Source organism: Streptomyces sp. NPDC006544 (assembly GCF_040611715.1).
GTDB lineage: Bacteria > Actinomycetota > Actinomycetes > Streptomycetales > Streptomycetaceae > Streptomyces.
This window is the reverse complement of record NZ_JBEXOV010000031.1, coordinates 1-19,361: the sequence shown is the minus strand read 5'-3', so window position 1 is coordinate 19,361 and position 19,361 is coordinate 1. Positions and strand designations below refer to the sequence as shown.

At 72.0% G+C, this 19,361-nt stretch carries 15 protein-coding genes; 10 read left to right on the top strand and 5 right to left on the bottom strand.

Annotated features, from left to right (window positions below; all coding sequences use genetic code 11):
* Positions 1-321 precede the first annotated feature (321 nt).
* From ABZY44_RS16900 to ABZY44_RS16890, 3 genes are all read left to right on the top strand, one after another.
* Entirely contained in the window at positions 322-1,359 is a 1,038-nt protein-coding gene (locus ABZY44_RS16900) for a lyase (RefSeq protein ID WP_356654398.1), read from the top strand.
* Between the two features lie 14 nt (positions 1,360-1,373).
* A complete protein-coding gene (locus ABZY44_RS16895; protein WP_356654396.1) occupies positions 1,374-2,774 on the top strand; it encodes a cytochrome P450 in 1,401 nt (466 codons plus the stop codon).
* Between the two features lie 72 nt (positions 2,775-2,846).
* Positions 2,847-5,747, top strand: coding sequence for an AAA family ATPase (locus ABZY44_RS16890; protein WP_356654394.1), 2,901 nt, complete (start codon positions 2,847-2,849; stop codon positions 5,745-5,747).
* A 96-nt stretch (positions 5,748-5,843) separates the two neighbouring features.
* Here the strand turns inward: ABZY44_RS16890 and ABZY44_RS16885 are convergent, their stop codons facing one another.
* The 4 genes from ABZY44_RS16885 to ABZY44_RS16870 all read right to left on the bottom strand — a co-directional run bounded on the left by ABZY44_RS16885 (position 5,844) and on the right by ABZY44_RS16870 (position 13,434).
* Positions 5,844-6,392 (bottom strand): SRPBCC family protein, encoded by a 549-nt coding sequence (locus ABZY44_RS16885; protein WP_356654392.1) that lies wholly within the window; start codon positions 6,390-6,392, stop codon positions 5,844-5,846.
* Between the two features lie 98 nt (positions 6,393-6,490).
* A complete protein-coding gene (locus ABZY44_RS16880) occupies positions 6,491-8,914 on the bottom strand; it encodes a SpoIIE family protein phosphatase (protein ID WP_356654390.1) in 2,424 nt (807 codons plus the stop codon).
* On the bottom strand, positions 8,911-12,930 hold the full coding sequence (locus tag ABZY44_RS16875) for a HAMP domain-containing protein (protein WP_356654388.1): 4,020 nt from the start codon (positions 12,928-12,930) through the stop codon (positions 8,911-8,913). Before ABZY44_RS16875 ends, ABZY44_RS16880 begins: the two co-directional genes overlap by 4 nt.
* 147 nt (positions 12,931-13,077) lie before the next feature.
* Positions 13,078-13,434: an STAS domain-containing protein gene (locus ABZY44_RS16870; protein ID WP_356654386.1), complete on the bottom strand. Its 357-nt coding sequence runs from the start codon at positions 13,432-13,434 to the stop codon at positions 13,078-13,080.
* Between the two features lie 337 nt (positions 13,435-13,771).
* Here ABZY44_RS16870 and ABZY44_RS16865 point away from each other — a divergent pair, with 337 nt between their 5' ends.
* From ABZY44_RS16865 to ABZY44_RS16845, 5 genes are all read left to right on the top strand, one after another.
* A complete protein-coding gene (locus ABZY44_RS16865) occupies positions 13,772-14,569 on the top strand; it encodes a SigB/SigF/SigG family RNA polymerase sigma factor (RefSeq protein ID WP_356654497.1) in 798 nt (265 codons plus the stop codon).
* An 8-nt stretch (positions 14,570-14,577) separates the two neighbouring features.
* Positions 14,578-15,012, top strand: a complete 435-nt coding sequence (locus tag ABZY44_RS16860) for an STAS domain-containing protein (RefSeq protein WP_356654384.1) — start codon at positions 14,578-14,580, stop codon at positions 15,010-15,012.
* Positions 15,009-15,968 (top strand): sensor histidine kinase, encoded by a 960-nt coding sequence (locus tag ABZY44_RS16855; protein ID WP_356654382.1) that lies wholly within the window; start codon positions 15,009-15,011, stop codon positions 15,966-15,968. Before ABZY44_RS16860 ends, ABZY44_RS16855 begins: the two co-directional genes overlap by 4 nt.
* A 148-nt stretch (positions 15,969-16,116) precedes the next feature.
* Positions 16,117-16,581 carry an ATP-binding protein gene (locus ABZY44_RS16850; protein ID WP_356654380.1) on the top strand — a complete coding sequence of 155 codons (465 nt, stop codon included), beginning with the start codon at positions 16,117-16,119 and terminating at the stop codon, positions 16,579-16,581.
* A gap of 92 nt (positions 16,582-16,673) precedes the next feature.
* A complete protein-coding gene (locus ABZY44_RS16845; RefSeq protein WP_356654378.1) occupies positions 16,674-17,336 on the top strand; it encodes a DUF4230 domain-containing protein in 663 nt (220 codons plus the stop codon).
* On the opposite strand, the gene ABZY44_RS16840 is transcribed toward ABZY44_RS16845, so the two are convergent.
* Complete coding sequence (locus tag ABZY44_RS16840) at positions 17,327-17,746, bottom strand: VOC family protein (protein WP_356654376.1); 420 nt, start codon at positions 17,744-17,746, stop codon at positions 17,327-17,329. The genes ABZY44_RS16845 and ABZY44_RS16840 overlap by 10 nt on opposite strands.
* A 233-nt stretch (positions 17,747-17,979) precedes the next feature.
* Here ABZY44_RS16840 and ABZY44_RS16835 point away from each other — a divergent pair, with 233 nt between their 5' ends.
* Together ABZY44_RS16835 and ABZY44_RS16830 are read left to right on the top strand one after the other, a co-directional pair.
* Complete coding sequence (locus tag ABZY44_RS16835; protein WP_356654374.1) at positions 17,980-18,429, top strand: SRPBCC family protein; 450 nt, start codon at positions 17,980-17,982, stop codon at positions 18,427-18,429.
* A 110-nt stretch (positions 18,430-18,539) separates the two neighbouring features.
* The gene (locus ABZY44_RS16830; protein WP_356654495.1) at positions 18,540-19,253 is read left to right on the top strand and encodes a DUF1206 domain-containing protein; all 714 of its coding nucleotides are present in this window, start codon (positions 18,540-18,542) and stop codon (positions 19,251-19,253) included.
* Positions 19,254-19,361 lie beyond the last annotated feature (108 nt).

Sequence of the window (19,361 nt, the reverse complement as noted above, 5' to 3'; positions counted from 1 at the left end):
GTCCCGGACGCCCCAGGCGGAAGCGACTATGCCGATTGCACATTCCGAACGAATGCCATTTCGGCAATTCCGGGATGGATTCCCCAAGTTGGATCGTCCTACATTGACAGTCCGCTGCACCCTGAGGGTAAATTAGTTCACGGGTGGCCTGATGTGGTCACGCGTGGCCAGGATGAGGCCACCCGGCGACCGGTTCACTCCGATCGCCAGCAGGTGCCATCGCAACGACACCGCAGCATGAAGGGCGTTCGGGTCGCGACCGGAAAGCGCGACCTTGTATTGAGCGGGTATTGACGAATCCGACTCTTCCGTGGGGGATCAATGGCCCGACTCAGTTCTTTCTCCGTTCCCGATTTCCACCTTCCGTTCGGGAACTCCAAGCATCCGGACGCCGCCCGGGCCAACGCCGAGGCCACGTCGTGGGTGCTGGGACACGAGCTCGTCACCGCCGGCGCCGAGCAGTTCTCGGGGATCGGCGTGGGACATCTCGCGGGCCGGGTGAGCGGCGAGGTGCCCTACGAGCGCATCGTTCTGCTCGCCGAGTGGATGGCCTGGTCGTTCGTCCTGGACGACCAGCACGACCACCTCATCAGGGCGGGCGATCTGGCGGCCTGGCGGCCCATCACCGACGCGATCACCAGCTACCTGGAGACGGGGCGGACCGGTCCCCGCGCACCCGGCCGAAATCCGCTGGTGACGGGGTTCGTCGACCTGTGCGACCGGATCCTGGCCGGCATGTCCGAGGAGACCGCGGCCCGTTACCGCGCCCACGTCCCGCTCATGCTCCACTCCCTCGACCAGGAGGCGGGCAACCGCGGGAGCCGCGGACGCCAGACGGTCCAGGAGTACGTCCTCATGCGCCGGCACAGCTCCCAACTGCTGCCGATGATGGACATGGTGGAGGCCGGGCTCGGGCTCGCGCTCCCCCAGCACGTCCACGACCTTCCCGAGCACCAGGCCCTCGTCGCGAGCGCGGTGGACGTCATCTCGTGGGGCAACGACGTGTTCTCCCTGCCGAAGGAGCACGCCTGCGGGGACACCAACAACCTCGTCTCCCTCATCTCCTCGTGGGAGGGCTGCTCCCTGCCGGAAGCCGTCCGGGCGGTCGAGGGCCGCATCCAGAGCCGCATCGAGGAGTACCTGGCCGAAGAACGACGCCTGTTCCAGGCCGTGGACGGGCTCCCCGGCACGGACCCGGCCCTGCGCGACGCGGTCGCCCGATGCGTCCGCAGCTACGAGGACTGGATGATCGGCGCCGATCTGTGGCAGCGTTACGAGTGCACGCGGTACAGCGACGAACGGTTCGCGGCCGGGCTGGAGTCTGCGTACACCCGCCCGGATCTCGTCTCCGTGGCATGACAGGGAGTCGGCCCATGGCACATGCGGAGCACCCAGGCCCTGCGGTCCAAGCTCCGGTGGCCCCGGGCCGGTTACCGCTGCTGGGGCACGCCCTGCACCTGTGGCGCCGGCCCATCGCGTTCCTGGAGTCCTTGCGGGAGCACGGCGACATCGTCCGGCTCGACATCGGCACCTGGCCCGTCCACGTCCTGACGAGCCCTGAGCACGTGCACGCCGTACTGGTGCAGCAGGCGAACCAGTTCGGCCGCGGCCGGATCTTCGACCGGCTCCGCCCGGTGTTCGGCAACGGGATCGTGACGACGGACGGCGACTTCCACCGCAAACAGCGCCGGATGATGCAGCCCGCCTTCCACCGCAACCACATCGCCGAGTACGTGCAGGTGATGTGCCGGCAGGCGGAGGCGATGTCCGCGTCGTGGACGGACGGACGCGAGATCTCCTTGGTCACGGAGGCCCGCGGGTACGCCATGTCCTCGGTCGCCGAGATGATCTTCTCGGGGGACCTGAGCCGCTCCGCCGTGGCGGAGGTGCACCGCTCGCTGCCCATCGTCCTGGAGGGCATGCTCGTACGGGCGGTCATGCCCAAGTCGCTGGACCGGCTGCCCGTCCCGTACAACCGGCGGTTCGACGCGGCCGCCGCCCGCCTGCGCGAGATCATCGACCAGGTGATCGTCCGGTACCGCGCCGAGGCCGGGAACGCGGGCGGGGACCGTCACGACCTGCTCTCCCTGCTGCTGTCCAGCGTGGACGCCGAGACGGGTGCGACGATGGGCCCCGAGCAGGTGCGGGACGAGGTGATCGCCATCATGCTCGCCGGCACCGAGACCTCGGCGACCACCCTGTCCTGGATCTTCCACGAGATCGGCCGGCACCCCGAGGTGGAGAAGCGCCTCCACGCCGAGGTCGACGCGGTGGTCGGCAACCGCTCCGTCCGCCCCGAGGACATACCCGCGCTGACCTACACGAACAACGTCTTCCAGGAAGCGCTGCGCCTGCACTCGCCGCTGCTCTTCACGCGGCGCGCCCTCGCCCCCCTCACGCTCGGCGGCGTCGCCATCCCGGCCGGCGCCGAACTGGCCTACAGCCCCTACGCGTTGCACCGGGACCCCGCGCTCTTCCCCGACCCCACCACCTTCGACCCGGACCGCTGGCAGCGGGGCGCGGGCGAACGGTCCCGTACGCACAGCTACGTCCCGTTCGGGGCCGGCCAGCACAAGTGCATCGGTGACTCGTTCGCCGTGGCGGAGATCCTGACCGCCGTGGCGACCGTGGCCTCGCGGTGGCACCTGACCCCCGCACCGGGCGTCACCGTCCGGGAACTCCCCGCCGGCATCCCGCAGCCCAGCGCGCTCCCCATGATTCCCGTGGCGCGAAGGGTACAGCGGTCTTCTCGTACGGGTGACGAGATGCCGTAATAGTATGCTGAAACAGCATCAACTCTCCCTGAGCACCGTACACTCGGGCGCACGCGCTGGAGGGGGCTACAGATGTCACACGTCACGGAACCCAGGGGCTGGGACTCTCAGCCCCTGCTGGAACGAGAGTCCGAGGTCCTCGCGATCCAACGCGCGGTGGACGTCCTCTGCGGCATCTCGGCCAGAGGTCCGGCCACCCGGCTCGGAGGCGTCCTGACCTTCGCCGGATCGGCCGGCATAGGCAAGACCACCCTGCTCAACGAGGCCCGCCGGCACGCCGGCGAACGCGCCTGCACGGTGCTGTTCGCACGCGGCGGCGAGCAGGAGCGGCAGGTCCCGTTCCACGTGATGCGCCAGCTCATCCAGCCGGCCCTCGCCGCCATGAGCGAGGACGAACGGCGCGACGCCCTCGGCAACTGGTACAGCATCGTCGCCCCCGCTCTCGGACTGACGGCCGCGCCGAAGGGTCCGACGGGGCCCGACCCGCAGGGTGTGCGCGACGGGCTCGACTGGGTGGTCACGCATTTAGCGGTACGCAACGCGCCCGTCGTCCTCATCGTCGACGACGCGCACTGGGCGGACGCCGAGTCCCTGACCTGGCTGACCGCCTTCGCGGCCCGGGCGGAGGAACTGGCCATGCTGATCATGATCGCCTGCCGGCCCGACGAGATCCCGGCCGACGCCGGCTCGCTGCGCGCCCTGATGGGGCGCCAGGGGACGCGTCCGCACGAGCTGGCTCCCCTGACCACGAGCGCGGTGGCGCGCATCGTGCGCGACGCCCTGGGCGAGAGCGCCGACGACGTGTTCTGCCGGGAGTGCTGGGCGATCACCGGCGGAAACCCCTTCGAAGTCGTCGAGTTGGCGATGAAGGGCCGCGACCGCGGGCTCAAGCCGCACCAGGAGAACATCCCCCAGCTCCGCGACCTGGCCTCGGCCGTCAAGGGCAGCGGCCTGATCGACCGGCTCGAACAGCTCGGACCGTCCACCGTGCGCCTCGCGTGGGCCGCCGCCGTGCTCGGCACCGCGGTCCCGACCGGCATCGTCGGAGGCGTCGCCGCCCTCGGTGAGGCGCAGGCCGCCGAGGCCATCGACCAGCTGCGGGCCGCACGCATCCTGACCGTCCTCACCAGCGTGCGGCGCAAGCAGGTCGTGGAGTTCTTCCACCCGCTCATCGCCACCGCCGTGTACCGCTCGATCCCACCCGGTGTGCGCGTCGCCATGCACGGGATGGCCGCACAGGCCCTGGTCGACGACGGGCACGGTGCGGCGGCCGCCGCCCGCCACCTGCTGGAGATGCATCCGGAGGGCGACCCGTGGGTCGTGCAGCAGCTGCGCCAGGCCGCACGCGAGAGCTTCTCCGCGGGTGCTCCCGACGCCGCCCGCCGCTATCTGGCCCGTGCGCTGCGCGAGCCTCCGGACGTCGAGGACCGGGCCGAGGTCCTCTTCGAACTCGGCTCCGCCAACCTCCTGCACGATCCCGCGACGACGATCAACCAGCTCAGGGCCGCGCTGGAAGAGCCCAAGACCGACCAGGGGCTGCGGGAGGCGATCACCTACCGGCTCGCCCAGGCGCTCGCGCACACGGGCCGGCTGGCCGAGGCGTCCGCCCTCCTCGCGGAGGAGGCCCGGCGCGCCACCAGCTCCCGTACGCGCCTGCGCATGCAGGCGGAGCAGTTCAAGTGGAACTCGGTCCGGGTCGACGAGGAGAACTCGCCCGCCCGCTCCCGGCTCCTCTCCCAGTTCGCCAAGCGGCTCACCGGGCGCGGTCTGCCCGAGCGGCACATCCTGGGCCTGCGGTCCTGGGACGCCGCCATGCGCGGTGAATCCGCCGCCACCGCCCTGGAGTACGCGGATCAGGCGCTGGACGGCGGCATGAGCTGGACCGACCAGGACTTCGGCTTCGAGGTGCCGGCCGTCGTGGCGGTCACGCTGATGTACTGCGACCAGCCGGGCCGGGCCGAGGAGCTCTTCAACACGGCGATCCTCGAGTTCGAGGCGAAGGGCTGGCGCGGCGCGCACCTGTCCTTCGTCTACACGCTGCTCGGCTACGTCCGCTACCGGCGCGGGCGGCTCGCCGAGGCCGAGGACTTCGTGCGCAACGGCCTGCAGATCGCCGATCGCGTCGGACACGGGATCCCGGCGCAGTGGTACGCGGTCGGCACCCTGATCGAGACGCTGCTCGCCCGCGGGAACACGGCCGAGGCCCAGCAGGTCGCCCACGCCTACAAGCTCGGGGAGGGCTTCCCCAAGGCGGTGGTCTACCCCGATCCGCAGGCCGTGTGGGGCAAACTCCTCCTGGCCCAGGGCAGGATCGAGGAAGCCGAGCACCACCTCACGGCGGCGGGCAGGCGCCTCGACCTGCGCGGCACGCGCAACCCCTCCTGGAGTCCCTGGCAGCTCGACCTGGTGCAGGCGCAGGCGACCCACGCGCCCGAGCTGGCACGCGCCACGGCGGCCGAAGCCGTCTCCCGCGCCCGGGCGTTCGGAACGGCCAGCGTGATCGGTCACGCCCTGCGCGTCGCGGCGTCGGCCACGGACGCCGCCCAGGCGAGCGGCCTGCTGCAGGAGGCGGTGGACCATCTCGAACAGTCCCCGGCCGCCAGCGAGCTCGCCCATGCGCTCATCGACCACGGAACGGCCCTGCACACCATCGGCGACCCGCACCTGGCGGCCCAGCAGATCTACCGGGGCATGGAGCTCGCCTCCGCCTGCGGGGCCGACGGCCTCGCCGACCGGGCCCGCGCCCAGCTCGCGTCGTCCGGTCTGCGCCCGCGTCGGCTGCACACCTCGGAGCAGGACACCCTCACCGTGGCGGAGCACGCGGCGGCCGGGCACGCCGCGCTCGGCCTCGACAACCGGGCGATCGCCACGGCGATGCACACCGACGCCCACGCGGTCTCCGAGCTGCTGTCCGCGGTCTTCACCAAACTGGGGACCGACCGGCTCGGACTGCGCCGGGCACTCGAGGTCTGACCGCCCGGCCGGCCCCCCTCGCGGGGGCCGGTGCCGGGCCCTTCGCGAGCCGGCGGCCGTGCCGCCGGGAGATCTTCCCGTGCGGGTCCTGACCGGTCAGTGAGCGCCGCCGCCACCGGCGTCGGCGGGACCGGCACAGGCGCCGTGTCCGGGCTCCAGGGCCTTCTTGAGGTTGCGCAGGGTGGTGCGGATGTTGCCGCGCTGGAAGTCGGCGAAGGTGCGCCCCCGCGTCGCCACCCGGTCGAAGGCGTGGGCGACGACGTCCGGCCAGCCGCGGCGGTCGTCGGTCCACGTCTCGGTCACCCGGGTCCCCTCCGGGACCGGCTCGAACCGGTACTCCCAGGTGGCGATGGGGCCGCGGATCCGCGGGCGGCGGACGCCGATGGCGTGCACCCGGAACCTGAACAGCCGGTCCTCCTCGACCGCCGTCACGGTGCACCGGGTGGTCCAGCGGAAGGCTCCGCGTTTGTTCCGCCCGTCGAAGACCATTCCGACCCGGGCCCGGCCGCCGCCCCCGTGGACGGTGGCGCCGAGGTTCTCCGGACTCCACTCGCCCATCCGGGCGGGGTCCGAGACGTGCCGGTAGACATCGGCGGGCCGGACGTGGACGACGATGCTGTCGGACACCGTGAACGTGCGAGACATGGCACTCCCTCTGTGTCCCACCGACGCTACCGTCCCTCACACACCCTGACTACCCTCCAGTAACTTCGGGGCGTCGTGCGCGGGTCCACGGTCCGGCCTCAGCCGACCTTGATGCCGATCACGCAGGTGTCGTCGTCCGTGTCGGAGCGGCTTTCGGCGAGGAGGCGGTCCAGCTGGCCGTCCAGGTCGCCGGCGCCCGCGGCGGCCGCGGTCACCAGGTGGCCGAGGGAGTCCTGGACCGAGCAGTCGCGCCGCTCCAGCAGCCCGTCGGTGAACATCAGCAGGGTGTCGTCCGGTTCGAGCCGCACCTCGCGCTCGACGTACGTGACATCGGGCAGGGCGCCGAGGAGCAGGCCCTCGATGAGCGGGAAGGCCTGGGCCTCGCCCCCACGGACGAGTACGGGCGGCAGGTGACCCGCGCGGGCCCAGCGCATCACCCGGGTGCTCGGGTCGAAGACACCGCAGACGGCGGTGGCCGTGACGTGCTTGGCCAGGTGATGGGTGACCGTGTTGAGCCAGGTCAGCAGCTGGGCCGGGCCCGCACCCGTGACGGCGAGGCCGCGCAGGGCGTTGCGCAGCACGACCATGCCGGTGGCCGCCTCGATGCCGTGGCCGGCGATGTCCCCCACGGACAGCATGACCAGTCCGGAGGGCAGGACCACGGTGTCGTACCAGTCCCCTCCGACGAGCGACTCCGTCTCCGCCGGCCGGTAGCGGACGGCCACCCGCAGGCCCGGAGCCTCGATGGCCGGCGGAGAGGGCGGCATGATGGCGTGCTGGAGCTGGAGGGCCAGGCGGTTGCGTTCGGCGGACTCGGCCTCGCTGTGGGCGAGCCGGTCCCGGGTCGCGGCCAGCGCGACCTCGGTCCAGTGCTGCGCGGAGATGTCCTGGTAGGCGCCGCGCACGGCGTGGAGCTGCTGGTCCGCGTCGAGCACGGGCTCTGCGATGACGCGGATGTGGCGGGTGATGCCGTCGGACCGCTGGAGGCGGAAGTTGACGGAGGCGGGGCGGCGGTGGCGCAGCACCGCCCGCAGGAACCGGCCGAGGGCGGCGGAGTCGTCCGGATGCGCGTAGCCGGGCAGTTCCCGCAGCCGGACCGGGGGCCCGGCGGCAGGGAGTCCGTGGAGCGCGTAGATCTCCGCGCTCCAGGTGGTCTCCCCGGTGGCCAGGTTCTCCTCGAACCCGCCGATCCGGCCCAGGCGCTGGGCGTGCTGGAGGAGGTTGGCCAGCCGCGCCTTCCCGTCCTCGAGCCGCCAGATCAGCAGGACGGCGGCGCCGTGGCGGCTGACGCTGATGTCCGCGACCGAGCTGAGCGGGATCTGGTCGACGAGAGCGGTCAGGCTCATGCGTTCGGCCCGGAACGGCTCGCCCGTGGCGTGGACGCGCTCGATGATGTCGAACAGCCCGCTCTCCCCCGCGGCCATCGGATAGGCCTCCAGCAGCAGCGCGCCGTTGACATCGCCGCGCGGCCGTCCCACCGGGTCGACGAAGCGGCTGCCGGTGTGACGGATGCGGAAGTCGCCGAGCCGTCCCTCCGAATCGAGGACCGGCGTCAGCACCACGGCGGGGTCCTGGAGTCCCTCGGCGAGGTCGATGAGCTCCGCGACGTCCGGGAGCACCGCGTCGGTGGCCGTGAGGTCGCGCGGCGGCGCGACGTCCATGGTGTGGGCGCAGAGCTCGGCGAGGGCCTCGACCTGTCGCTCGATCTGCGGCGGCTGCGGCGCCAGGGGCTCGGGCCAGCAGATTTCGAGGACCCCGTGGATCCGTCCGCCCGTTCCGGTCGGTACGGCCATCCGCCCGCCGTCCGGCCACTGGAGGTGGCCGATCGAGGGCAGCCCTTCGTGTGCGAGGCGGCCGAGGGTGACCAGCTGGCGCCGGCGCAGCGCGAGGCGGGCGACGGTGGACACGCCGGGGGGTACGTGGCGCCAGCGAGCGGCCTCCCCGGGCGCGAACCCGGCGTGGCCGGCGAGGGCCAGCGAGCCGTCGGGCACGGCGGTCCACACGGCGACGGCGACGGCTCCCAGGGGGTGCAGGGCGTTCGTCAGGAGGGCTTCGGCCACCGCCTGGGTGTCGGCCGCGGCGGCCAGTACGCCGCTCTCGGCGGTGCGCAGCCGGACCGACACCGTGGCAGAGGGACCGGCCGGGTCCGGCGCCGTCGCGGCGCGCTCGACGAACTCGGCGGCGATCTCGCTGACGTGGTCGCGGGACGCCTGGTTGACGATGTCGGCGGCGAGACCGAGCGGAGACATCCCGCTCTCGCGGCACAGTACGTCCAGCTGCCGGGCCGCCGCGGCCGGGGTGCAGCGCAGCTGCCCGATCAGGATGCCCTTGGCGAGTTCGACCAGGGCACGGCCGTCGGCGGCCGCCTGCGCCTCCAGCACCTCCCGGCGCAGCCGCTCGACGGTGGCGACCAGGCGCCCCAGGGGGGTCGGGGACTGCTGCGGGACGCTGCCCGCGGCCTGGCCGCCGGCCGGGTCTCCCGGTCGGCGGGCGCCGTCGTGCCGCCGTGTGTCCCCGGTCATCGCGTGAGCCAGTGCCGGACGCGGGCGATGAGGTCCTCGGCGTCCACCGGCTTGGTCACGTAGTCGCTGGCGCCGGCCGCGAGGCTCTTCTCCCGGTCCCCGGGCATCGCCTTGGCGGTGACCGCGATGATGGGCAGACCCTCGTACGCCGGCATCCGCCGGATCTCGGCGGTGGCCGCGTAGCCGTCCAGCTCGGGCATCATCACGTCCATCAGGATGATGTCGACGCCGGTGTTGCGGGTGAGGGCGTCGATGCCCTTGCGGCCGTTCTCCGCGTGGAGCACGCGCATGCCGTGCAGTTCCAGGATCCCGCTGAGGGCGAAGAGGTTGCGGGCGTCGTCGTCGACGACGAGGACCGTGCGCCCGGCCAGGTCTCCGTCGAGCACGTGGGCGCTCAGCTGCCGCTGCGTGTCGTCGTGCACGAGGGGCGGCACGTCTCCGGGCTGCTCGGCGGACAGGTGGAGCGCGATCCGCTCGCGCAGCTCGTCCAGGCTGGACAGCAGTTCCACGTGGCGCAACGCGGACCGCTCCCGCAGGGCCTTCTCCTGACCGTTCCTGGACCGGGGGTTGTTGTGGGCGAGGACGGGGAGCGAGGAGAGGGCCGGGTCCCCGTCGAGCGCGTCGAGGAAGCGCAGCGCTTCGCCGTCGGGCAGGTCCAGCTCCAGGACCACGCAGTGGAAGGAGTCGGACGCCAGGGCGGCGGCGGCCTCCCGGGAGCTCGTGGCGTTGACCATCTGGATGCCGCCGTACTCCCCCGTCACCTGACGGTGGGGGGCGAAGTCCCGGCCGACGCTCTCGGCGACCAGGGAGAGCAGGCCGTTGGGGCGCTCCTCGATCACCAGCAGACGGCGGGCCTGCCGCTGCGCGGGGAGGACCGGCGTGTCCGGACGGACCGGACCGGGTGTCCCGGACGCGTCGGCGGGCGGGAGGGCCGCGGGGGCGGCGGCGCCGGGGGCGTTCTCGTACGCCGCGCGGCTGACCGGCAGGTAGAGGGTGAAGGTACTGCCCTGGCCGGGGGTGCTCTCCGCGGTGACGGCCCCGCCGAGGAGCTGGGCGATCTCACGGCTGATGGAGAGCCCGAGGCCGGTGCCCCCGTACTTGCGGCTGGTGGTGCCGTCGGCCTGCTGGAAGGCTCCGAAGACGGACTCCAGCTGCTGCTCGGGGATGCCGATGCCGGTGTCCCGTACCCGGAAGGCCAGCATGGGCCCGCGGCGGGTGAGCACCGCGGGGACGTCGGGGGCTGCGGCCGGTTCGATGCGCAGTTCGACGCCGCCGCGCTCGGTGAACTTGACGGCGTTGGACAGCAGGTTGCGCAGGACCTGGCGCAGCCTGGCGTCGTCGGTGAACAGGCCGTCGGGGGCGTCGGGGGCGGTGGTGACGGTGAAGTCGAGGCTCTTCTGCGTGGTCATCGGCCGGAAGGTGGCGTCGACGTACTCGAGCAGCTGGGGCAGGTCCACCCGCTCGGGATGGATGTCCATCTTCCCGGCCTCGACCTTCGACAGGTCGAGGATGTCGTTGATCAGCTGGAGGAGGTCCGAGCCGGCCGAGTGGATGATGCCCGCGTACTCGACCTGCTTCGGGCTGAGGTTGCGGGTGGGGTTCTGGGCGAGCAGCTGGGCGAGGATGAGGAGGCTGTTGAGGGGGGTGCGCAGTTCGTGGCTCATGTTGGCCAGGAACTCCGACTTGTAGGTGGAGGCCAGCGACAACTGCTGTGCGCGGGTCTCCAGTTCCTGCCGGGCCTGCTCGATCTCGAGGTTCTTGGCCTCGATGTCGCTGTTCTGGCTGGCGAGGAGGGCGGCCTTTTCCTCCAACTCGGCGTTGGAGCGCTGGAGTTCCTCCTGCTGGACCTGGAGCTCCTCCGAGCGGGCCTGGAGTTCGCCGGTCAGCCGCTGGGACTCGCCGAGGAGTTCGTCGGTGCGGGCGTTGGCGACGATCGTGTTGACGTTGGCGCCGATGGTCTCCATCAGCTGGGCGAGGAAGTCGCGGTGCACGGGGGTGAAGGCCGTGAAGGAGGCGAGTTCGATCACTCCGAGTGCCTGGTCGTCGACCACGATCGGCAGGATGATCAGGCTGCCCGGGGTGGTGTGGCCGAGCCCGGAGGAGATGACGTATCCGCCGGGGACCTGGTCGGTGGCGATGATGCGGTGGCTGCGGGCCGCCTGTCCCACGAGGGACTCTCCGAGCGCGAACCCGGTGCCCTCCCCGGCCCCGGCAGGGCGGCCGTAGGAGCCGACGAGGGTGAGAACGGTGGCGCCGGGGCCTTCCTCGGCGAGGTAGAAGGCGCCGTACTGGGCGGCGACGAGCGGCGTCAGTTCGTCCATGACGAGCTCGGCGACGGCGGCGAGGTCCCGGTGGCCCTGCATCAGGCCCGAGATGCGGGCGAGGTTGGACTTGAGCCAGTCCTGCTCCTGGTTGGCCCGGGTGCTCTCCCGCAGCGAACCGACCATGGAGTTGATGTTGTCCTTGAGCTCCGCGACCTCGCCCGAGGCGTCGACCGTGATCGAGCGCGTCAGGTCTCCCTCGGCGACCGCGCTGGCGACCTCGGCGATGGCCCGGACCTGGCGGGTCAGGTTGCCGGCCAGCTCGTTGACGTTCTCCGTCAGGCGCTTCCAGGTGCCGGACACCCCCTCGACCTCGGCCTGGCCACCGAGCCGGCCCTCGCTGCCGACCTCTCGGGCGACGCGGGTGACCTCGGCGGCGAAGGAGGAGAGCTGGTCGACCATCGTGTTGATGGTGGTCTTCAGTTCCAGGATCTCCCCGCGGGCGTCCACGTCGATCTTCTTGGACAGGTCGCCGTTGGCGACCGCTGTCGTGACGAGGGCGATGTTGCGGACCTGGCCGGTGAGGTTGTTGGCCATGGAGTTGACGTTGTCGGTGAGGTCCTTCCACGTGCCCGCCACGTGGGGGACCTGCGCCTGGCCGCCGAGCCGGCCCTCGGTGCCGACCTCACGGGCCACGCGGGTCACCTCGTCGGCGAACGCGGACAGCGTGTCGACCATCGTGTTGATGACGCCGGCCAGGGCGGCGACCTCGCCCTTCGCCTCCACCATGATCTTCTGCGAGAGGTCTCCGCGGGCGACGGCCGTGGCCACCTGCGCGATGGAGCGCACCTGACCGGTCAGGTTGGACGCCATGACGTTGACGTTGTCGGTGAGGTCCTTCCAGGTGCCGGAGACCCCCCGGACCGTGGCCTGGCCTCCCAGGTTGCCCTCGGTCCCGACCTCGCGGGCCACGCGGGTCACCTCGTCGGCGAACGCGGACAGCTGGTCGACCATCGTGTTGATGGTCTCCTTCAGCTCCAGGATCTCGCCGCGGGCGTCCACGCGGATCTTCTGCGTCAGATCGCCCTGGGCCACGGCGGTGGTGACCTCGGCGATCGAGCGCACCTGGGCCGTCAGGTTGTCGGCCATGACGTTGACCGATTCCGTCAGGTCCTTCCAGGTACCGGAGACGCCCTTGACGTCCGCCTGGCCGCCGAGCCGGCCCTCGGTGCCGACCTCGCGCGCCACCCGGGTGACCTCCCCGGCGAAACCGGAGAGCTGGTCGACCATCGTGTTGATGGTCTCCTTCAGCTCCAGGATCTCCCCGCGCGCCGTGACGGTGATCTTCTGCGAGAGGTCGCCCTTGGCCACGGCGGTCGCGACCTGGGCGATGGAGCGCACCTGGGCCGTCAGGTTTCCTGCCATGAAGTTGACCGAATCCGTGAGGTCCAGCCAGGCGCCCCCCACTCCCGGTACGTCGGCCTGCCCGCCCAGCGTCCCCTCGGTGCCGACTTCTCGGGCCACCCGTGTCACCTCGGAGGTGAACAGCGACAGCTGGTTGACCATCCCGTTGAAGACGGTGGCGATCTCGCCGAGCAGCCCGTCCGCCGCATCGGGCAGCCGGGTGCGGAAGTCCCCGTCGCGTACGGCGGTCAGCCCGGCCAGCAACTGGCGCAGTTCCCCGTCGCCGATCGCGCCTTCACCCTGCACCGCGGGCGCCCCGCTCGGTGAATCCGTGCCCACCCGCTCGGCCATCCGCCAACCTCACTCTCGATACCGGTCCGCTCCGGTGCGCGGGACATGCCAGCAGCCCGGCAGCGTCAGGGCGTGCCGGTTCGCCGGTGCCCGCGGCACCGGTCGGGTGAAGGCTAGCGCCGCCGGGAGGGCGCCGGGCACGGTCGGTCACACCGGCGGCTGCGCCCCGAGGGCGTCTTCGACGCTCTCGTGCAGGGAAAGGACGGTATCGGCACCGGTCACGGCGAAGAGCCGTCGCAACTGCTCCCCGGGGGCGGCGATGCGCAGGGCGGTGAGGTGGTGCATCCGCAGGAGCAGGTTCAGGAACGAGGAGTCTCCGAACGTGATGGAGCCGACGTCGAGAACCACCGGTGAGTGGCCGGCCGCGGCCGCGGCCAGGGCTTCCTCCAACGGTTCCAGCGTGTCCTGGTCGAGCTCGCCGCGGGCCGCCACCACCCACCCCGGTCCCGCCGGATAGCTGTCCGCGACCACACCTCGCTGGTACGCGTCCCCTGCTCCGGTCATGTCCGCTTCCCCCGTTCGCGCCTGTACGTCCTGGTCATGGGAGTATGCCTGTTCGTGGCACCGTCGCGGTCGGCCCGGCCGCGAAGAAGCCCCCTCGGACGCGCGGAGGGGCCGGGGAAATAATAAATTGACCTCGAGGTGTGTAGAACCGGGAAGCCCGGGCAGAAGCGCCCGAGCAGTCGTCGTCAATCGGGAGGGAGCGGCCGCTATGTCTCGCTCGGCCACCGCCGTAGGACCCATTCGTGCAACCGCCACGCAAGTCCCCGCTCGTGACCGAGGTACCGCCACGGCGCCAGAACCGGCCGTGGACCCGTTGCAGGTGGAGAACGCCCGTGAGATGGCGCCCGGCGACGCACGGGAGCTGTCACGGCTCTTCTTCGCGAAGCTGCGCACCCTGGAAGAGGGAACGCGCGAGTACCAGTACACCCGCAACACCCTGATCGAGATGAACCTCTCGCTCGTGCAGTTCGCGGCGCGGCGGTTCCGTGCCCGCGTGGTCGGCGGGGGTCTCGACATGGACGACATCATCCAGGTGGGGACCATCGGCCTCATCAAGGCCATCGACCGCTACGACCTCGGGCGCGAGGTCGAGTTCTCCACTCTCGCCCTCCCCTACATCACCGGCGAGATCAAGCGCTACTTCCGCGACAGCACATGGGCCGTACACGTCCCGCGCCGCCTGCAGGAGCTGCGTACGGAGCTCGCCAAGGCGCAGGAGGCCCTCACCGACGTCCTGGGCAGGGCGCCCACCGTCAAGGAGGTCGCCCAGCACCTGGAACTGTCCGAGGACGAGGTCATCGACGGGCTGGTGGCCGCGAACGGCTACACGAGCGGTTCGCTCGACACCGCCGCCGCGGACGGCGACGCGCCGTCCTCGACGAGCCGGACGACCCGACCGCTCGCGGAGCGCCTCGGTACCGTCGACCCGGGCATGGAGCTCTTCGAGGACTTCCACACCCTCGCGCCCCTGCTGCAGGAACTGGACGACCGCGAGCGGCACATCCTGCAGATGCGGTTCGGCCAGGAGAAGACCCAGGCCGAGATCGGCGCCGAACTGGGCATCTCGCAGATGCAGGTCTCCCGCATCCTGTCCCGGACGCTGACCCGGCTGCGCGCCGGCATGCTCACGGTGTAGGCCCGGCCATGGCGTCCTCTCACCGACACGACCGCTCCGCCTCCCCCGTGGGCGCGCACACGCGCCAGGACGACGCGGCGGAGGCGGACGCGCTCGTGCGGCGTGCGCACACGCGCACGGGGACGGGCGCGCCGGCTCAGCTGACGGCCCTGCCGTTGCAGGGCCGGCCCGGCGCCCGCCTGAGCGGCAGCTGCGACCTCGACACCCGGGAGTCCCTGTCCGCCGTCCTCGGTATCCTGGCCGGGGTCCCCGGGGCCGTCGTCCATCTCGACCTGTCGGCCGTGGCCTTCCTCGACCCGGCCGCGGTCGCCGCCCTCGTACAGGCGTCGGCCGCCCTCAACGGGCAGGGGCGTCGCCTCCTGCTCCACGACCCGCCATACTCGCTGCGCAAGGTAGTGGAGATGTTCCCGGACGAATGCGCCGCGCTGGAGGTCGCAGCATGATCACTGTTCCTGCGCCCGCCGAGGCCGGGGCCTTCGTCCACCCTGCCCTCTTCTACCAGGGCCTCGACGAGTACCTGACCGGGGTGGGTGGTTTCGTACGGGGCGCCCTGTCGGCCGACGAACCGGTCCTCGTCGCGGTACCGGGCGCGCACCTGGACGCACTGCGCGAGACCCTCGGCGCGAGCACGGCCGAGGTCACCTGGACGGACATGACGGACCTGGGCCGCAACCCCGGCCGCATCCTGGCCGCCCTGCAGGACTTCGCCGACCGGCACGCGAACAGGTCGGCCCGGATCGTCGGCGAGCCGATCTGGCCCGGCCGCTCCCCCGCCGAGGTGCTGGAGGCCACCCGCCACGAGGCCCTCATCAACACGGCCTTCGCCGGCCGGCCGGCCACCATCCTGTGTCCCTACGACGTACGGGGCCTCGCCCCGGCGGTGGTGGCCGACGCCCGGCGCACGCACCCGCTGCTGATCGAGCGGGGCGAGGACCTGCCGAGCACGGCGTACACCGACGCCTCGCGGGTCTCCGCGGACTGCGACCTCCCCCTGCCCGAACCCGACGGCCCGGTTCTGCGGCACGAGTACACCTTCGGAGGCCTGGCGGAGGTGCGCGAGCAGGCGGAGACGTGGACCCGCGCGACGTCCCTGCCGCCGGAGCGGCGGGGCGATCTCGTCCTGGCCATCAGCGAGGCGGCCGCGAACTCACTCGCCCACGGAGGCGGGAAGGGCACGCTGCGGCTGTGGACCACCGCGGGAACCGGGACGCGGGAGATCGTCGCCGAGATCCAGGACGGCGGCCGCCTGGCCGACCCCCTGGCGGGGAGACGCCGGCCTTCTCTGGCCTCGGCCCACGGCGGCCGCGGACTGTGGATGATCCACCAGCTCTGCGACCTGGTCGAGGTCCGTGCCACGGACAGCGGCCTCACCCTGCGGCTCCACGTGGAAACGCCCTGAGAGCGGCGGTCCCCTACACTGTCGAAGGCAAGTCCGAGTGGCCTCGTACCACTGGGGGGCGTACGGACAGTCCGGGACGACGACCGTGGCCGGGCCGGGGACGTCCCGGGGACGAAGACCAGTGCCAACGTGGGGGTGAACGACCGCTGTGGGGACCATCGGACCGGAAACGGGCGATCCAGTGACTGCCGGCCTTCCCGCAGGAGGGCAGCGCCGTCGGCTCGCCCTGGCGGGAGTCCGCGGATCCGTGGCCAAGGGCCGCGAGTTCACGCGCCAGGCCCTGCGGGACTGGGGGTGGGACCGTACGGACACCTCCGAGGACACCCTGCTCCTCGTGTCCGAGCTGCTGACCAACGCGTCGCTGCACGCGGGCGGTTGCCACGAGCTCGTGCTCACCGCGGGGGAAACCCTGCGCATCGAGGTGACCGACGGTACGACGGACCTGCCCGCCCGCGATCCGGCCCCGCAACGCGGCGTCCCGGGCGGCCACGGCCTGTACATCGTGGAGCGGCTGTCCGACCGCTGGGGCGCGCGCGCCCACGGGGACGGGAAGGCCGTCTGGGCCGAGATCGACGCCGCCCGCCTCATGTCCGGCAGCCCCAAGGAGCGCTGACCGCTCCGGCGCGGGGCCGCCGAGGCCTTGCGAGGCGGCCGCCGGTGCGGGATCGCGGTGCTGGAGCCGTGTCCGCGGGGTATCCGCGAGGTATGGAAACCTCTTCGGAACGGCCGCGCGGCTCGCGCCGCGCGTGGTGGGGGCGGCTCGCCGCCGGCCTGACGGTGATCGTGGTGCTGATCGTGCTCGTGGCACGCTTCAGCCTGGTTCCGGGATTCGGCAGCCTCTTCGGCGAGGACACGCGGGACCGCTCCGGTCCCGCACTGCTCAAGTCGATCCAGGACATGGACCGTTACGAGGCGGCCGTCGGCAACTTCCAGGTGGTCGTGGACCTCGAGAAGGACGCGGCGTTGCTGCCGGACGCCATCCGCGGCACCCGCACCCTGTACGTGGGCGCCGGCACGGTCAGCGGCTACGTCGACTTCGGCGCACTGGCCGAGGGGAACGTCACCGTGAACGGCGACCGCACCAAGGTGTCGGTCAAGCTGCCGCACGCGGTGCTCGGCACGGCGGCCCTCGACCCCGAGCGCTCCTACGCGGTGTCGAAGCAGCGGGGCCTGCTGGACCGGCTCGGCGACCTGTTCTCCGACAATCCGGCCGGTGAGCAGGCCGTGCAGAAGCTCGCCGTGCAGCACATCGACGAAGCGGCACGCGACAGCGGGCTCGCCGAACGGGCCGAGCGCAACACCGAGTCGATGCTGGAGGGGCTGCTGCGCTCGCTGGGCTTCAGCGAGGTGACGGTCGCCTACGGCTGAACGAGCGGGGCCTCCCGGACGGCCGCGAGGACGAACGCGTGGCCCGCCGGGTCGGTGTACCGGCGCAGCGTCGTGCGGTTGTCCAGCCGGGTGCCGTCCTCCTGGGCCGCCACGGGGCGCGCACCGAGGGCGACGGCCTCGCGCTCGGCCTCGTCGAGGGAGTCCGCGGCCACCAGGATCCGCAGATGGGTCTGCTGGGCGTCCTCCGGCGGAGGCCAGGCCGCGGGGACGTGCGCCGGATCGCGGCGGATCCCGAGCACCACCACGCCGGCGCTGCCGGTGACGAGGAACAGTTCCCCGTCCCCCGGGGCGGGGCCCGACGTGGCGTCGAGCAGTTCGGCGTAGAACCGGGCCAGGGGTTCCGGTTCCGCGCAGTCCAGGACGAGAACGCTTGTCTTGAGTACGGTCATGCTCCGCGTGTGCCCTGCGTCGTCACCCGTACACGCGGCGTAGACGCCGCCCGCCCGCGCGCTCCGGGCCCGCGGAGCCCCGTACGGCAGCCGCGTACGGCGGCCCCGGGGTGCACCTGGGCATACGGCCCGCCGCATGGGCTCCCCCACGGCGGGTACCCGCGCACCGATACGTCCTGAGAGACGGCGCGCACCGCAGGGTGCGGGCCGTCGACGACACGGAAGGGGTGCGCATGTCGCATGTCGAGGAGTATGTCGAAGTCAACGTCCCCGTACGCACGGCATACAACCAGTGGACGCAGTTCGAGGAGTTCCCCGCCTTCATGGAGGGTGTCGAACGCATCGACCAGCGCACGGACACGCTGACGCACTGGGTCACGAACGTGAACGGCGTGGAGCGCGAGTTCGACGCGCAGATCACCGAGCAGCTGCCGGATCGGCGCGTCGCGTGGATGACGGTCGGCGGGGAGACCCGCCAGGCCGGGCTCGTCACCTTCCAGCCGATCGACGCGACCACCACCAAGATCGTCCTGCACATGAACTGGGTGCCGGACGGCCTGGCCGAGAGCACCGCCGACGTGCTCGGCTTCGTCAAGCGCCAAGTCGCGGGTGACCTCAAGCGGTTCAAGCTCTTCATCGAATCGCGCGGGGTCGAGACCGGCGCTTGGCGGGGCGAGGTCTGAGCGCGATGAGATTCGGGGCCGCGAGCAAGGGCGCACGGAGCGCATCCCGGGGCGGCGGGTTCCGCGAGGTCACGGCCCGCTGCGGGCTGGTCACGCGCGGGGTGCTGTACATGTTGATCGGACTGCTGGCCGTACGCGTCGCCCTCGGCGACGGCGGCAACGAGGCCGACCGTCAGGGGGCGCTCCAGGAACTGGCGGAGAAGCCGTTCGGCGTCGTCCTCATCTGGGCCGTGGGCATCGGCCTCGTCTGCATGATGCTGTGGCGTCTGTCGGAGGCGGTGTTCGGCGCGGCCGGGCCCGAGGGCGACAAGCCCACGAAACGACTGGCGTCGGCCGGCCGTTGCGTCTTCTACGGCGCGGCGGCCCTCTCCGTGCTCACGTTCTCGGCGGGCGGCGGCCGGTCCGGGGACCAGCAGTCGCGGGATGTGACCGCGAAGGCGCTCGATCTGCCCGCCGGCCAGTGGCTGGTGGGGGCCGTCGGGCTCGGGATCGCGGTCGCGGGCCTGGTCATCGCGGTGCAGGCGGCTCGGCGCACCTTCCGCAAGCACCTCGCCATGGGCGGGGCTTCGGCACGGTGGCGCACGGCCGTGGACTTCCTCGGGGTGGGCGGCGGCCTGGCCCGGGGAACCGTGTTCGCCGCGGCCGGCGGCTTCGTCGTGTACGCGGCGGTGCGTTACGACCCGGCGCAGGCGAAGGGGACCGACGACACCCTGCGGTCGTTCACCCATACGGCGGCCGGGCCGTGGCTGCTGATCGCGGTCGCCGTCGGGCTGGTGCTCTTCGGAGTGTTCTCCTGGGCGATGGCCCGGTGGCGCGAGGTCTGACGTCCGCCGCGGAACCCGCGGCGCGAGAAGGGGCGGGGACCGCGCGCGACCTCACCCAGCGCGTCCGAGTGCACCTTGCCGTGCTCGGCGGTGATCAGCTCGGCGATC

Excerpts from the sequence above, each read along its gene's own strand:
- ABZY44_RS16845 (WP_356654378.1), top strand. The coding sequence starts at position 16,674 with ATGGAAACCTCTTCGGAACGGCCGCGCGGCTCGCGCCGCGCGTGGTGG.
- ABZY44_RS16870 (WP_356654386.1), bottom strand. The coding sequence starts at position 13,434 with ATGACCGGAGCAGGGGACGCGTACCAGCGAGGTGTGGTCGCGGACAGC.
- ABZY44_RS16835 (WP_356654374.1), top strand. The coding sequence starts at position 17,980 with ATGTCGCATGTCGAGGAGTATGTCGAAGTCAACGTCCCCGTACGCACG.
- ABZY44_RS16900 (WP_356654398.1), top strand. The coding sequence starts at position 322 with ATGGCCCGACTCAGTTCTTTCTCCGTTCCCGATTTCCACCTTCCGTTC.
- ABZY44_RS16885 (WP_356654392.1), bottom strand. The coding sequence starts at position 6,392 with ATGTCTCGCACGTTCACGGTGTCCGACAGCATCGTCGTCCACGTCCGG.
- ABZY44_RS16830 (WP_356654495.1), top strand. The coding sequence starts at position 18,540 with ATGTTGATCGGACTGCTGGCCGTACGCGTCGCCCTCGGCGACGGCGGC.
- ABZY44_RS16865 (WP_356654497.1), top strand. The coding sequence starts at position 13,772 with ATGGCGCCCGGCGACGCACGGGAGCTGTCACGGCTCTTCTTCGCGAAG.
- ABZY44_RS16880 (WP_356654390.1), bottom strand. The coding sequence starts at position 8,914 with ATGACCGGGGACACACGGCGGCACGACGGCGCCCGCCGACCGGGAGAC.
- ABZY44_RS16840 (WP_356654376.1), bottom strand. The coding sequence starts at position 17,746 with ATGACCGTACTCAAGACAAGCGTTCTCGTCCTGGACTGCGCGGAACCG.
- ABZY44_RS16855 (WP_356654382.1), top strand. The coding sequence starts at position 15,009 with ATGATCACTGTTCCTGCGCCCGCCGAGGCCGGGGCCTTCGTCCACCCT.
- ABZY44_RS16895 (WP_356654396.1), top strand. The coding sequence starts at position 1,374 with ATGGCACATGCGGAGCACCCAGGCCCTGCGGTCCAAGCTCCGGTGGCC.
- ABZY44_RS16875 (WP_356654388.1), bottom strand. The coding sequence starts at position 12,930 with ATGGCCGAGCGGGTGGGCACGGATTCACCGAGCGGGGCGCCCGCGGTG.
- ABZY44_RS16890 (WP_356654394.1), top strand. The coding sequence starts at position 2,847 with ATGTCACACGTCACGGAACCCAGGGGCTGGGACTCTCAGCCCCTGCTG.
- ABZY44_RS16860 (WP_356654384.1), top strand. The coding sequence starts at position 14,578 with ATGGCGTCCTCTCACCGACACGACCGCTCCGCCTCCCCCGTGGGCGCG.